The sequence below is a fragment of the Streptomyces virginiae genome, assembly GCF_041432505.1.
Lineage (GTDB): Bacteria > Actinomycetota > Actinomycetes > Streptomycetales > Streptomycetaceae > Streptomyces > Streptomyces virginiae_A.
The window spans coordinates 5,504,075-5,516,851 of sequence record NZ_CP107871.1; the positions used below are offsets into that span (position 1 = coordinate 5,504,075).

At 72.0% G+C, this 12,777-nt stretch carries 14 protein-coding genes; 6 read left to right on the plus strand and 8 right to left on the minus strand.

Annotation, left to right across the window (positions count from 1 at the left end; all coding sequences use genetic code 11):
* Window positions 1-70 precede the first annotated feature (70 nt).
* Window positions 71-841, minus strand: a complete 771-nt coding sequence (locus tag OG624_RS25795; protein WP_371639884.1) for a glycerophosphodiester phosphodiesterase — start codon at window positions 839-841, stop codon at window positions 71-73.
* A gap of 99 nt (window positions 842-940) precedes the next feature.
* Between OG624_RS25795 and OG624_RS25800 the strand changes: the two genes are divergently transcribed.
* Window positions 941-1,339 (plus strand): hypothetical protein, encoded by a 399-nt coding sequence (locus tag OG624_RS25800; RefSeq protein WP_352164848.1) that lies wholly within the window; start codon window positions 941-943, stop codon window positions 1,337-1,339.
* Here OG624_RS25800 and OG624_RS25805 read toward each other — a convergent pair.
* Together OG624_RS25805 and OG624_RS25810 are read right to left on the minus strand one after the other, a co-directional pair.
* Window positions 1,299-1,943 (minus strand): hypothetical protein, encoded by a 645-nt coding sequence (locus OG624_RS25805; RefSeq protein ID WP_371639886.1) that lies wholly within the window; start codon window positions 1,941-1,943, stop codon window positions 1,299-1,301. The two genes, OG624_RS25800 and OG624_RS25805, sit on opposite strands and share 41 nt — an antisense overlap.
* 139 nt (window positions 1,944-2,082) lie before the next feature.
* Window positions 2,083-3,747: a fumarate hydratase gene (locus OG624_RS25810; RefSeq protein ID WP_033218416.1), complete on the minus strand. Its 1,665-nt coding sequence runs from the start codon at window positions 3,745-3,747 to the stop codon at window positions 2,083-2,085.
* A gap of 150 nt (window positions 3,748-3,897) precedes the next feature.
* Between OG624_RS25810 and OG624_RS25815 the strand changes: the two genes are divergently transcribed.
* The 3 genes from OG624_RS25815 (at window position 3,898) to OG624_RS25825 (ending at window position 5,794) form a co-directional block, all read left to right on the plus strand.
* Complete coding sequence (locus tag OG624_RS25815; RefSeq protein ID WP_033219003.1) at window positions 3,898-4,566, plus strand: DUF1707 SHOCT-like domain-containing protein; 669 nt, start codon at window positions 3,898-3,900, stop codon at window positions 4,564-4,566.
* Window positions 4,567-4,663: 97 nt separating this feature from the next.
* On the plus strand, window positions 4,664-5,263 hold the full coding sequence (locus tag OG624_RS25820) for a TIGR03086 family metal-binding protein (protein WP_266353175.1): 600 nt from the start codon (window positions 4,664-4,666) through the stop codon (window positions 5,261-5,263).
* A gap of 132 nt (window positions 5,264-5,395) precedes the next feature.
* Window positions 5,396-5,794, plus strand: a complete 399-nt coding sequence (locus tag OG624_RS25825) for a WhiB family transcriptional regulator (protein WP_371588376.1) — start codon at window positions 5,396-5,398, stop codon at window positions 5,792-5,794.
* 170 nt (window positions 5,795-5,964) lie between these two features.
* Here the strand turns inward: OG624_RS25825 and glpX are convergent, their stop codons facing one another.
* Window positions 5,965-6,996: a class II fructose-bisphosphatase gene (gene glpX / locus OG624_RS25830; RefSeq protein WP_030712049.1), complete on the minus strand. Its 1,032-nt coding sequence runs from the start codon at window positions 6,994-6,996 to the stop codon at window positions 5,965-5,967.
* Window positions 6,997-7,298: 302 nt separating this feature from the next.
* Between glpX and OG624_RS25835 the strand changes: the two genes are divergently transcribed.
* Window positions 7,299-7,817: a DUF4245 domain-containing protein gene (locus OG624_RS25835; protein WP_202505956.1), complete on the plus strand. Its 519-nt coding sequence runs from the start codon at window positions 7,299-7,301 to the stop codon at window positions 7,815-7,817.
* A gap of 107 nt (window positions 7,818-7,924) precedes the next feature.
* Here the strand turns inward: OG624_RS25835 and OG624_RS25840 are convergent, their stop codons facing one another.
* The 4 genes from OG624_RS25840 to OG624_RS25855 form a co-directional block, all read right to left on the minus strand.
* Window positions 7,925-8,518 (minus strand): malonic semialdehyde reductase, encoded by a 594-nt coding sequence (locus OG624_RS25840; protein WP_033218423.1) that lies wholly within the window; start codon window positions 8,516-8,518, stop codon window positions 7,925-7,927.
* A gap of 168 nt (window positions 8,519-8,686) precedes the next feature.
* Window positions 8,687-8,905: an exodeoxyribonuclease VII small subunit gene (locus OG624_RS25845; protein ID WP_030385819.1), complete on the minus strand. Its 219-nt coding sequence runs from the start codon at window positions 8,903-8,905 to the stop codon at window positions 8,687-8,689.
* Between the two features lie 54 nt (window positions 8,906-8,959).
* Window positions 8,960-10,192 carry an exodeoxyribonuclease VII large subunit gene (gene xseA / locus OG624_RS25850; protein ID WP_326748853.1) on the minus strand — a complete coding sequence of 411 codons (1,233 nt, stop codon included), beginning with the start codon at window positions 10,190-10,192 and terminating at the stop codon, window positions 8,960-8,962.
* 33 nt (window positions 10,193-10,225) lie between these two features.
* On the minus strand, window positions 10,226-11,605 hold the full coding sequence (locus OG624_RS25855; RefSeq protein ID WP_033218425.1) for an APC family permease: 1,380 nt from the start codon (window positions 11,603-11,605) through the stop codon (window positions 10,226-10,228).
* A 151-nt stretch (window positions 11,606-11,756) separates the two neighbouring features.
* Between OG624_RS25855 and OG624_RS25860 the strand changes: the two genes are divergently transcribed.
* Entirely contained in the window at window positions 11,757-12,761 is a 1,005-nt protein-coding gene (locus OG624_RS25860; RefSeq protein WP_030712035.1) for a 4-hydroxy-3-methylbut-2-enyl diphosphate reductase, read from the plus strand.
* Window positions 12,762-12,777 lie beyond the last annotated feature (16 nt).

Here is a 12,777-nt window from a genome sequence, read left to right on the forward strand (position 1 = left end):
CGGCCGGCGCACCCCGGCCGGGTGCTTCCATGACGGGCGGGCCTGACCGGTCCCGCCGACGCGCCGCGCGTCAGCGGCCCTCCAGCTGCTCCCGCACCTGCCGGGGCCGGTTGGTGATGATCGTGTCCACCCCGAGCCGCAGGCACAGTTCCACGTCCTGCGGCTCGTCCACCGTCCACACCCGCACCGACAGCCCCTTCGCCTGCAGCCGGGCCACCAGCCCCGGGTCCCGGCGTACGAGGTCGATGCCCGGGCCCGCGTGGGTCGCGTAGGGCGGGCGCACCGGCCGCAGCCGCCGCTCCATCAGGTAGACGGCGGGCAGGCCGGGCACGAGCCGGTGCAGCCGGTTCAGCGCGCCGCGCGAGAAGCTCATCACCTCGACCCGCCCGGCCGCCCCGTCGGCCAGCCCGTACTCCCGGAGCATCCGCGCCAGCTCGACCTCCAGCCGGCCCCCGGCCCGGGTCGGGTGCTTGGTCTCGACGGCGAGCCCGACCGGTCGCGGCGCGGCCAGCGCCTCCCGGAGCAGGTCCTCGAAGAGCAGCACCCGGGCCCCCGCGTGCCCGGCCCCCTTCCACGCCCCGAAGTCGAGCGCGGACAGCTGCGCGTAAGTCATCTCGGAGACCACCCCGCGCCCGTCGGAGGTCCGCTCCACCCGCCGGTCGTGCACGCACACCAGCTTGTGGTCGGCGGTCAGCCGTACATCGCATTCGAGCGCGTCGGCCCCGTCGGCGATGGCCTGCCGGTAGGCGGCGAGGGTGTGCTCGGGGTGCTCGTCGGAGGCCCCGCGGTGGGCGACGACCCGGACGGCGCGGGCGGTGCGGAGGGAGGATGCGGCAGTCATACGGAAATCCTTGCAAACCGGGGTGAACGTGCAGGTGTGCAGCTGTGTCCCCGACGTTAACCGGATGCGGTGCCCCGTACGGACGGGCAGGGTGACGCCATGCCCGAGCCGACGATGTTCCTGCCCTGCGAGCCGTGCCGGCGCTGCGTGTTCCACGCGTGGCAGCTGATCGACCGGGACGAGCTCGGTTGGCGAGCCGAGTGGGAGTGCGACACCTGCGCCTTCGGGGCCCCCGACACCTGTGGCCGCGACGAAGGGTGGGGGCCGGCGCCCGGCGACGTCCGCGCGGCCGTCGTCGCGGCCGAGGGGACCGTCCTCGTGGACCTCCGGGGCGGCGGCGTGCCCGCCCTCAGGGCCGTCCGGAAGGTGCTCGGACTGCCCTTGGCGCAGCTGCACGCCGCCGTACGGGACGGCTACCGGGCCACCCCGGTCGAGGCGGAGCTGATCAGGCGGCTGATCACGGGGTGGACGGCCGCGGGGGCAGCGGCGCCGGAGTGACCTTGAACCCGCCCTTGGTGACCTCGGTGAAGGGGGCCGGGGCCATGCACGTGCCCACACGGGGCTCGGACACCGACCCGTCGGGCTGCACGTCGACGTTGGCGATGCCCCACGAGAAGCCCAGCCGGTCCGGGCCGCCGCGTTCCCCGTCCTGGACGCTGATCCCGATCCGCTTGCCCTCCCAGCCGACGTTCGAGGAGGTGACCACCGCGGTGACCGTGGCCGTCCGGCCGCCCGTGACCAGGCAGTCCACCTCCGCCTCGCCGACCGCGATGACGTTCTCGTCCGGCATCGCGTGGTAGATCGTCACCTTGCCCCGCGCGTCGACCGGCATGCCCTGCTCCCCGCCCTGCGCGGGGAAGGGCCTGCTCCACGGGGCGGCCTCGGCATCGACCGTGAAGCGGATGTCGTGCGACGCGGGCACGTACGGGTAGCGGATCGTGCCACCCCCGTGCACCGCGGCGACCTTCGGCGCGGCCTGTGCGGCCTGTGCGGCCTGCGTCGCGGAGGCCGGCGCGGCGGGGGCGGGCGCCGCGGCGATCAGCGTCGCCGCCAGCGCGGCGGCGGTTCCGGCCAGGACGAGGGCGCGCTTACGGTTCTTCATCGTGAACTCCCTTTGGCGGTGGTGCCGTTCAGTTACGGGAACAGCCTCGCCGGGAGCTCGTCGGCCTGCCATCTGCCGATGGGCGGATATGCCTGAGGGCCTCTCCCCCGAACGGGGGAGAGGCCCTCAGGCTCTCGCGCTACAGACCCGGGCCGCGGACCGGGATGTGGGTGAACGTCGGCTCCGGGGCCGGGTTCTGGAAGAAGTCGTTGCCCTTGTCGTCGACCACGATGAAGGCCGGGAAGTCCTCCACCTCGATCTTCCAGACGGCCTCCATGCCGAGCTCCTCGTACTCCAGGACCTCGACCTTCTTGATGCAGTCCTGCGCCAGGCGCGCCGCCGGGCCGCCGATCGAGCCCAGATAGAAACCGCCGTGCGTCCCGCACGCGTCCGTCACCTGCTGCGAGCGGTTGCCCTTGGCCAGCATGACCTTGGAGCCGCCCGCCGCCTGGAACTGCTCGACGTAGGAGTCCATGCGGCCGGCCGTGGTCGGGCCGAAGGAGCCCGACGCGTAGCCCTCGGGGGTCTTCGCGGGACCGGCGTAGTAGACCGGGTGGTCCTTCAGGTACTGCGGCATCGGCGCGCCCGAGTCCAGCAGCTCCTTGATCTTGGCGTGCGCGATGTCGCGCGCCACGACCAGCGGGCCGGTCAGCGACAGCCGGGTCTTGACCGGGTGCGCGGTCAGCGTCGCCAGGATGTCGTCCATCGGCTGGTTCAGGTCGATGGAGACGACGTCCGAGGCCTCGCTCAGGTGCTCGTCCGTGGTGTCCGGAAGGAAGCGCGCCGGGTCCGTCTCCAGCTGCTCCAGGAAGACGCCCTCGGCGGTGATCTTCGCGGTCGCCTGGCGGTCCGCCGAGCAGGACACGGCGATGGCGACCGGCAGGGAGGCGCCGTGCCGGGGCAGGCGCACGACGCGGACGTCGTGGCAGAAGTACTTGCCGCCGAACTGCGCGCCGATGCCGATCTTCTGCGTCAGCTCGAAGACCTGCTGCTCCAGGGCCTCGTCGCGGAAGCCGTGGCCCAGCGGGGAGCCCTCACGGGGCAGCTCGTCCAGGTAGTGCGCCGAGGCGTACTTGGCGGTCTTCAGCGCGTGCTCGGCGGAGGTGCCGCCGACCACGATCGCCAGGTGGTAGGGCGGGCAGGCCGCCGTACCGAGCGAGCGGATCTTCTCCTCCAGGAACTTCATCATGGAGGCCTCGTTGAGGACCGCCTTCGTCTCCTGGTAGAGGAAGGACTTGTTGGCCGAGCCGCCGCCCTTGGCCATGAAGAGGAACTTGTACGCGCCGCCGTCGGTCGCGTACAGCTCGATCTGCGCGGGCAGGTTCGAGCCGGTGTTCTTCTCCTCCCACATGGTGATCGGGGCCATCTGCGAGTAGCGCAGGTTCAGCCGCGTGTAGGCGTCGTAGATGCCGCGCGAGAGCGCCGCCTCGTCCCCGCCCTCGGTCAGCACGTTCTGGCCGCGCTTGCCCATGACGATCGCCGTGCCCGTGTCCTGGCACATCGGCAGGACGCCGGCCGCCGCGATGTTCGCGTTCTTGAGGAGGTCGAGCGCCACGAACTTGTCGTTCGAGGAGGCCTCGGGGTCGTCGATGATCCGGCGCAGCTGCGCGAGGTGCGCGGGGCGCAGGAAGTGCTGGATGTCGTGGATGGCCTCTTCGGCGAGCTTGCGCAGCGCCTCCGGCTCCACCTTGAGGAACGTACGGCCGTCCGCCTCGAAGGTGGACACGCCCTCGGCGGTCACCAGCCGGTACGGGGTGGTGTCCTCGCCCAGGGGCAGCAGGTCGGTGTACGCAAACTCTGGCATGACGGCAGTCATTCCTCACTCGGCAGACGGCGCTGGCGACCAATTGGCAGCGCGGTTGTCCAGCGTAGGACCTCTTCCCCGGGGCGTGTCTGTGAGGTAAGGCTCACTCGGCAGTATCGCGATCTATCGTGTCTGGCTATGCTGGGCGTCGTGGACCTGGAAAAGCACCCCGCCGCCCCCGCCCCCGCGCCCGCCGGCCCCGCCGAGCTGCGCGCCTCCGACGCGGACCGGGACCGGATCGCGCAGATCCTCGGCGACGCGCTCGCCGAGGGCCGGCTGACGGCCGAGGAACATTCCGACCGCCTGGACACGCTCTACGCGGTCAAGACCGTCGGCGAGCTGGAAGTGCTCGTACGGGATCTGCCCGCGCCCGGCGGCGCCCATGCCTCGCCCGCGTACGCGAGCCCCTCCACCACCCCGGGCGGCCCCGCCGAGACCATAGTGGCCGTGTGCAGCAGCTCCGCCCGCAAGGGCCGCTGGCGGCCGGGCCCGCACACGCGGGCCGTCTCGGTCATGGGCGACATCACCATCGACCTCACCGAAGCGGTCTTCGAGCAGCAGGTCACCGAGATCAACGTGACCTGCGTCCTCGGCAACGTCGAGGTCCTGGTCCCGGAGAACGTCACCCTGCGCGGCTACGGCAGCGGGGTCCTCGGCAACTTCGAGGTGCGCGGCGAGGGCCGCGGCGAGACCGACCCGCAGGCACCGGTGGTGATCGTCCGGGGCTTCGCCCTGCTCGGCAACATCGAGGCGCGCCCCAAGCTCGGCGCCCGCCTGGTGGACCTGGCCCGCAAGCTGCGCAAGCGCACGGAAGGCTGAAACCGGCTGCGACCGCACTGGTCACGACAGCCCAACACGCCCCGGCTGCAACGAAATTCGGCCGCGGACAGGCGGGGCGCGTTCTAGGGTCCAGGCCATGACGACAACCAAATGGGAACTGCTCGACCAGGCGTACGCGACCCTGCGCGAGGCCGTCGCGGGGGTACCCGCCGACGGCTGGGACCGCCCGACCCCCTGCACGCAGTGGAACGTCACCCAGGTCCTCCAGCACGCCGCGGGCGACCAGCTCGCCTACGCCGCCCGCCTCACCGGTGGGCCCGGGCCCACCGAGGACCCCTTCGCGCCCTCCGGCACCCTGACCGGCCCCCCGGCGGACCTGCTGGAACCGGCGCTCGCGGCCGCGGCCGAGGCCTTCGCCGGGGTCGCCCCGGGCGAAGGCGAGGTGGCCGTGCCGCTGCCGCCCTTCTCCGTACCGGCCGAGACGGCCGTCGGCGCGGCCGCCCTCGACGCCGCCGTGCACGCCTGGGACATCGCCGTCGCCACCGGCCGCCCGCCCGGCCTGACCGACGCGCTGGCCGCCGCCCTGCGCCCGGCCGCCGACGCCCTCGCCGAGCCCCTGCGCGGCTTCGCCTACGGCCCGGTCGTTCCCCTCGCGCCCGGCGCGGGCGACGGCGCGGCGGCGCGCCTGCTGGCCTTCCTCGGACGGGATCCGGGATGGGCCGCGCCCAGGGTGTGACGGCCCGTCCGACGGGGTCTCGTTTCGGACGAACCCCCGGCGGCCCGTGGCGCGCGGTGCATAGGGGCGCGTACAGCGGGTAGGGACAGGTGCGTCGTCTCTCGCTCACGTATACGTCGTCAGGAGTAGACCGTGCCGCATCCGCCGCATCAGTCCTTGCAGGTAGCCGCCGTCCAGAGTTTTCCGGGGCGCGCGGCGGCCGTGCCGAAGCCGCGGGTGCCGGCGAGGGCGGAGGACGGCCCATGGCATGCGGAGGCGGTGTGCCGCCGGGACGAGGCGGGGCTCTTCTTCGCGCCGTCCAAGGAGCCGACCGCGGCCCGGCTCTCCCGCGAGGAGGCCGCCAAGCGGGTCTGCGCCCGCTGCCCCGTGATGGTCGCCTGCCGGGAGCACGCGCTGCTCCAGCCCGAGCCGTACGGGGTGTGGGGCGGGCTCACCGCCGCCGAGCGCCGGGTGGTGCTGGCGCGGATGCGGCGCAGGGCCGCCGAGCTGCGCCAGGCCCCGGGGGCCGGGCCGATCGCCGCGGCGGGCTGAACCGGTCCCGGGCCGCCGCCCGTGGCGGACCGTCGGGGCGCCGGGGCGCCGGAGATCGAGGCCGGAGGTCGAGTCGAGGTCGGACCCCGACGCCGGACATGCGTGGATGTGACGAGAGGGGCGGTCCCGCCGCACGCGGTGACCGCCCCTCTCGTTTCCTCACGCCGTGATCAGTGCGCGCGGTCGAAGTCGATCGCGCTGTACGCGCGCAGCTTCGACAGGCGGTGCGTGGAGTCGATCTGCCGGATCGTGCCCGACTTCGAGCGCATGACCAGCGAGGACGTCGTCGCGGTCTCCGAGCGGTAGTGGACACCGCGCAGCAGCTCACCGTCGGTGATGCCGGTGGCGACGAAGAAGACGTTCTCGCCGGACACCAGGTCGTTCGTGGTCAGGACGCGGTCCAGGTCGTGACCGGCGTCGAGCGCGCGCTGACGCTCGGCCTCGTCCTTCGGCCAGAGCTTGCCCTGGATGGTGCCGCCGAGGCACTTTATGGCGCACGCCGAGATGATGCCCTCGGGGGTGCCGCCGATGCCCAGGAGCAGGTCGACGCCGGTCCCCTCGCGCACGGCCATGACCGAGCCGGCGACGTCGCCGTCGGAGATGAACTTGATCCGGGCGCCGGTCTCGCGGATCTCCTTGACGATGCCCTCGTGGCGGGGGCGGTCCAGGATGACCACGGTGACGTCCTCGACGGCCATGTTCTTGGCCTTGGCGACCCGGCGGATGTTCACCGAGACGGGAGCGTTGATGTCGACGAAGTCGGCGGCCTCGGGACCGGTGACCAGCTTCTCCATGTAGAACACCGCGGACGGGTCGAACATGGTGCCGCGGTCGGCGGCCGCCAGGACGGCGATGGCGTTCGGCATGCCCTTGGCGTTCAGGGTGGTGCCGTCGATCGGGTCCACGGCGATGTCGACCTCGGCGCCCGTGCCGTCGCCGACCCGCTCGCCGTTGAAGAGCATGGGGGCCTCGTCCTTCTCCCCCTCGCCGATGACGACGACGCCGTTCATCGAGACGGTGGAGATCAGGGTGCGCATCGCGTTGACCGCGGCACCGTCCGCGCCGATCTTGTCGCCGCGTCCGACCCACCGGCCCGCGGCCATGGCGGCGGCCTCGGTGACCCGTACGAGTTCCAGTGCGAGGTTGCGGTCGGGGGCCTCCGGAGAGACTTCGAGCTGGGGCGGCAGGTTGTGCTCGGTCATCGGAGCGCACCTTTCTGTACGGCGACGGCCGGGAAGTGAGGGTGCTGGAACTCTATCGGTACGTCGACATATTGAGCAGGGCGGGTCACGTATGAGCGGCATATCGGTCAGCCGATTGTCCTGAGCGGACGTCTTGCGGCCCTCCCGGGCCGTCCGGATCGTCTCCGGGACTCCTCCGGATCCCGGCCAGGACTTCTCCAGGACTTCTCCAGGACTCTCCAGGGTCCGCCGACACGCGCCGCACCGCGACCCCGGCGGTGATCGCCGCCCCGGGATGCGGGACGATGGGTCGCGTGGCAGGTATGAAAGGCAAGCAGACGGTCTGGGACATGGTCCGGTCGCTGGGGGTGATCGGCATCGTCGTCGCCGGGATCTACCTCTTCGTCCCGCATGACGAGAAGGCCGACCCGACGCGCACGGTCGACTACCGGGTGGAGACCCTGACGGCCCGGCGCGCGGCCCCGTATCCGGTGGCGGCCCCCGTGGGGCTCCAGGAGCAGTGGCGGGCGACCTCGGTGACGTACGAGCGCAAGAACGCCAACGCCTGGCACCTGGGCTTCCTCGACCCGGAGCAGCAGTACGCGGCGGTGGAGCAGTCCACGGACACCTCGGCCAAGTACCTCGCCAAGGTCACCCAGCACGCGACGGCCACCGGGCAGACGCAGCAGATCGGCGACCTGACCTGGGAACGCTGGGACGGCGAGAAGTACGACGCCCTCGTGCGACAGGAGCAGGGCTACGTCACGGTGGTGACCGGCACGGCCTCCTTCGACCAGCTCGGCGCGCTGGCGGCGGCACTGGAGTTCAAGCAGGGCAAGTAGCGCGAGCGCCGCGCGCATCCGCGTGGAACGTGTACGCGAGAAGGGCCGTGCGCCCCGGGATCCCGGGGCGCACGGCCCTTCTGCGTGTGCTGCTGCGGCGGAGCCGATCAGACGGTCGTGATGACCTCGTCGAAGCCCAGGCGCGGGGAGCGGTCGAACCAGGCACCCTCGGCGGCCGGCTTGCCGATGTTGATGACCATGAGCGGGGTGTGGTCGGCGTCCAGGAACTCCTTCTGGATGCCGGCGAAGTCGGCGCCGGTCATCGGGCCCGCGGCCAGGCCGGCGGCACGGATACCGATGATGAAGTACGCGGCCTGCAGCGCGGCGTTCAGCAGCGCGGACTGCTCGCGGACCGGGCGCTCGGAGAAGAACGCGTCCTTGGCCTGCGGGAAGTGCGGGAGCAGCTGCGGGAGCTCCTCGTGGAACTCGTTGTCCGCGGAGAGGATCGCGACCAGCGGGGCGGTGGCGGTCTTGGCGTCGTTGCCCTTGGCCATGTGCTGCACGAGGCGCTCACGGGCTTCGGGGGAGCGGACCAGGGTGATGCGCAGCGGGGTCTGGTTGAAGGCGGTGGGACCGAACTTCACCAGGTCGTATATCGCCTGGACCTGCTCCTCGGTGACCGGCTCGTCGGTGAACGCGTTGGCCGTGCGGGCCTCGCGGAACAGCAGGTCCTGCGCGGCGGAGTCAAGAACGAGAGACATTCGGAAAGCCTTCTTCCATACGGAGGTGAAGCGATGTCCCAGACTCTACGGCAGAGATAGATGAATTTTCAACTAAATCGGCCTGGTGGTGATCGGGATCACTTCTCGGGTCGCTCCTGGACCCCTCCTCCCGGGTCGGGTCACCCCGCCCCGGTCACTCCTCCCCGGTCACTCCTCCTCGGCCGGCTCGCGTGCCGCGAGCGCCGAGTCCAGCCGGGCCCGGGCCCCCTCCAGCCAGTGCCGGCACACCTTCGCCAGCTCCTCGCCGCGCTCCCAGAGCGCGAGCGAGTCCTCCAGTGAGGTCCCCCCGGCCTCCAGCTTGCGGACGACCTCGATGAGCTCGTCGCGGGCCTGCTCGTACCCCAGCGCCGTTCCGGCCTCTGTCATTCCCGTATCCATCCTCTGTGTGTCGTGCGACCACGTGATTGCGGCCGTGTGTCGCTATTCCGAAGCGGCCGGCGGGTCCGCCGGGGAGACCTCCACGGAGAACGTGCCCTCCGCCACCCGCGCACGCAGCACGTCGTGCGGAGCCACCTCCTGCGGCGAACGCACCACGTGGCCGTCGGCCCGCTGCAGCACGGCGTACCCCCGCTCCAGGGTCGCCGCCGGGGACAGGGCCACCACCCGGGCGAGGGTGTGCGCGAGTTCCGAGTCGGCCCGGTCCAACAGGTGCCCCAGGGTGCGCCGGGCGCGGGCCAGCAGGGCGTCCAGCTCGTCCTCGCGGATCTCCACCATCCGCTGGGGGTGGACGAAGACCGGCCGGGCCAGGGCGTGCGCGAGGCCCCGTTCCTCCCGGTCGAGCAGCCCGCTCACCGCGCGCAGCCCCCGCGCCTGCAGCTGGCGTACGCGCTCCAGCTCCTCACCGACGTCCGGCACCACCTTCTTCGCCGCGTCCGTGGGCGTGGAGGCCCGGACGTCCGCGACCAGGTCCAGCAGCGGGGAGTCCGGCTCGTGGCCGATCGCCGAGACCACCGGGGTGCGGGCCGCGGCGACCGCCCGGACCACCTCCTCGTCGGAGAACGGCAGCAGATCCTCCACGCTGCCCCCACCACGCGCCACGATGATCACGTCGACCTCGTCCAAGGCGTCGAGCTCCTTGACGGCCTGCACCACCTGGGGCACCGCGTGCACCCCCTGGACGGCGACGTTGCGCACCTCGAAACGGACCGCCGGCCAGCGCCGCCGGGCGTTCTCCAGGACATCGCGCTCGGCCGCCGAGGCCCGCCCGACCACCAGCCCGATCAGCTGCGGCAGGAAGGGCAGCGGCTTCTTACGGTCCAGCGCGAAGAGCCCCTCGGACGCCAGGGACCGCTTGAGGCGCTCCAGCCGTGCGAGGAGCTCCCCGATGCCGACCGGCCGTATCTCCGTGGCCCGCAAGGACAGCTGCCCGCGCGGGGCGTACCACTCGGGTTTGGCCAGCAGCACGACCCGGGCGCCCTCGGAGACCACGTCGGCGACCTCGTCGAAGACCTGGCGGAAGCAGGTCACGCTGACCGAGACGTCGTGCGAGGGGTCGCGCAGCGTCAGGAAGACCACCCCCGCTCCCGGCCGCCGCGAGAGCTGCGTGATCTGCCCCTCCACCCACACCTGGCCGAGCCGCTCGATCCAGCCCCCGATGAGCCGGGACACCTGGCCTACCGGCAGCGGCGCCTCGGCCGACGTATTCAGACCCATGCACGCAGGCTATCCGCCGCCGCCGACAGTGCGTCAGGCCCCGGCGCCGGTGTCGCCCGGCAGCTCGCGGCGGCCGCGTTGGACGAACAGCACCGCCAGGCCCACCGCCAGCCACACCGCCCCCACCAGCTGCGCCGTCCACGAGGCCTCGAAGATCACCGCGACGGTCACCGCCGCGCCCAGCACCGGCATCACCAGGTGCTTCCACCAGTTCGGCGGCCCCTCGCGCCGCTTGACCACGAACCAGCCCACCACCGAGGCGTGCAGCAGCGTGAAGGCCACCAGCGCCCCGACGTCCACCACCGACACCAGCTGGTCGAGCCCGTCGTCGCGCCGGGCCGCCCACACGGCCGCGACCAGCGTGATGGTGGCCGCCACCAGCAGGGCGGGCCGCGGGGTCCCGTCCGAGGTCCGGGCGAGCACCCGGGGCAGCCGCCGCTCCCGGGCCATCGCGAAGACCAGCCGCCCGGCCGCCGCCTGCCCGGCCAGCGCCGCGAAGGCCGCCCCGATCGCCTTGCTGACCGCCACCAGGTCGTGCAGCCAGGAGCCGACCGCGGACTCCACCGCGTCGTAGAAGGCCGGGCCCTGCAGCGCCGGCTCCGCCGCCAGCTCCGCCGAGGACACGGGCATGAGCAGCGCCGCGAGATAGCTCTGGGCGATGAACAGCACCCCGGCCAGCGCCAGACAGGACAGCACCGCCCGCGCCACCCGCTCCGAACCGCCCGTCACCTCCTCGGCGAAGGAGGCGATGGCGTCGAAGCCCAGGTAGGACAGGACCGCGATCGACACCGCGCCCAGCACCGCCGCCGTACTGAAGCCGAGCGAACCGTCGCCGGTCAGCGGGGACAGCCAGCCGCGCCGCGCCCCGCCCTGGACCAGTACGGTCACCGCCGCCACCACGAAGACGAGCAGGACCACGATCTCCATGACCAGCACGGCGAAACCCACGCGCGCGGCCGCCCGGACGCCCCACAGGTTCAGCAGGGTGGTGATCACGACGGCCAGGGCCGTCCACACCCACCGCGAGACCTCCGGGACCAGCGCGTTCATCGCGATCCCCGAGAAGAGGTAGGCGACCGCCGGGATCAGCAGGTAGTCGAGCATCGCCATCCACCCGGCGATCAACCCCGGGCCCTCGCCGAGACCCTTTCGGGCGTACGTGAAGACCGAGCCGGCCTGCGGGGCGACCCGCACCATCTGCGCGTAGGAGAAGGCCGTGAAGGCCATCGCCACGGTCGCGCAGAGGTAGACGAGGGCCACGGCGCCGTGCGAGGTGGCGTCGAGCGCCCCGAACACTCCGACGGGGGCCATCGGGGCGATGAACAGCAGGCCGTAGACGACCAGATCCCGGAAGCCGAGGCTCCGCCGCAGCGCCGAGGGCGCCGCCGCACTGGAATCCGTAACGGAAGCCATCCGTCCTCCGGGGGATAGGGGCGGGCCAGGTCGTGCGGGTGCGGGGTGGTGGGGGATGGTGCGGGGTGGTGGGGTGGTGCGGGGTGGTGCGGGCCCTCGGCCAAGTGTGTGCCGTACGGCCGACGCCCGGCCTCCTGGAGACCCCCGTACGATGGAGCACATGACTGCTCCCGCCCCCGCTCCCGCTTCCCGCCGTGTCCTGCTCGCCGCGCCCCGCGGCTACTGCGCGGGCGTGGACCGAGCCGTGATCGCCGTCGAGAAAGCCCTTGAGCAGTACGGTGCGCCGGTCTACGTCCGCCACGAGATCGTGCACAACAAGTACGTCGTCCAGACCCTGGAGAAGAAGGGCGCCATCTTCGTCGAGCGGACGGAGGAGGTGCCCGAGGGCTCCATCGTGATGTTCTCCGCGCACGGTGTGGCGCCGGTGGTGCACGAGGAGGCGGCGCGCGGCAAGCTCGCGACGATCGACGCGACCTGCCCGCTGGTCACCAAGGTGCACAAGGAAGCCATCCGGTACGCGAACGAGGACTTCGACATCCTCCTCATCGGCCACGAGGGCCACGAGGAGGTCATCGGCACCTCCGGCGAGGCCCCCGACCACATCACCATCGTCGACGGCCCGCACGACGTGGAGAAGGTCACCGTCCGCGACGAGTCCAAGGTCGTCTGGCTCTCCCAGACCACCCTCTCGGTCGACGAGACGATGGAGACGGTCGACGCGCTGAAGACGAAGTTCCCGCTGCTCGTCTCGCCGCCGAGCGACGACATCTGCTACGCCACCTCGAACCGGCAGGCCGCCGTCAAGGTGATGGGCGCCGACTCCGACTTGGTCATCGTGGTCGGCTCGAAGAACTCCTCGAACTCGATCCGGCTCGTCGAGGTCGCCCTGGACGCCGGCGCCAAGGCCGCGTACCTGGTCGACTTCGCGAGCGAGATCGACGAGGCCTGGCTGGAGGGCGTCACCACCGTCGGCCTCACCTCGGGCGCCTCGGTGCCGGAGGTCCTGGTCGAGGAGGTCCTGGAGTGGCTGACGGTGCGCGGTTACGCGGACGTGGAGATCGTCAAGACCGCCGAGGAGTCCATCGTCTTCTCGCTTCCGAAGGAACTCCGCCGCGACCTGCGCGCCGAGGCTGCCGAACTGGTCGCCGACAAGTAACTCGTTTCGTACGGTA

What these genes read in the sequence shown, in the direction of transcription:
- OG624_RS25800 (WP_352164848.1), top strand. Translation starts at nt 941, where the DNA reads ATGCCCGAGCCGACGATGTTCCTGCCCTGCGAGCCGTGCCGGCGCTGC.
- OG624_RS25805 (WP_371639886.1), bottom strand. Translation starts at nt 1,943, where the DNA reads ATGAAGAACCGTAAGCGCGCCCTCGTCCTGGCCGGAACCGCCGCCGCG.
- OG624_RS25810 (WP_033218416.1), bottom strand. Translation starts at nt 3,747, where the DNA reads ATGCCAGAGTTTGCGTACACCGACCTGCTGCCCCTGGGCGAGGACACC.
- xseA (WP_326748853.1), bottom strand. Translation starts at nt 10,192, where the DNA reads ATGGGTCTGAATACGTCGGCCGAGGCGCCGCTGCCGGTAGGCCAGGTG.
- OG624_RS25795 (WP_371639884.1), bottom strand. Translation starts at nt 841, where the DNA reads ATGACTGCCGCATCCTCCCTCCGCACCGCCCGCGCCGTCCGGGTCGTC.
- glpX (WP_030712049.1), bottom strand. Translation starts at nt 6,996, where the DNA reads ATGACCGAGCACAACCTGCCGCCCCAGCTCGAAGTCTCTCCGGAGGCC.
- OG624_RS25845 (WP_030385819.1), bottom strand. Translation starts at nt 8,905, where the DNA reads ATGACAGAGGCCGGAACGGCGCTGGGGTACGAGCAGGCCCGCGACGAG.
- OG624_RS25820 (WP_266353175.1), top strand. Translation starts at nt 4,664, where the DNA reads ATGACGACAACCAAATGGGAACTGCTCGACCAGGCGTACGCGACCCTG.
- OG624_RS25855 (WP_033218425.1), bottom strand. Translation starts at nt 11,605, where the DNA reads ATGGCTTCCGTTACGGATTCCAGTGCGGCGGCGCCCTCGGCGCTGCGG.
- OG624_RS25840 (WP_033218423.1), bottom strand. Translation starts at nt 8,518, where the DNA reads ATGTCTCTCGTTCTTGACTCCGCCGCGCAGGACCTGCTGTTCCGCGAG.
- OG624_RS25835 (WP_202505956.1), top strand. Translation starts at nt 7,299, where the DNA reads ATGAAAGGCAAGCAGACGGTCTGGGACATGGTCCGGTCGCTGGGGGTG.
- OG624_RS25860 (WP_030712035.1), top strand. Translation starts at nt 11,757, where the DNA reads ATGGAGCACATGACTGCTCCCGCCCCCGCTCCCGCTTCCCGCCGTGTC.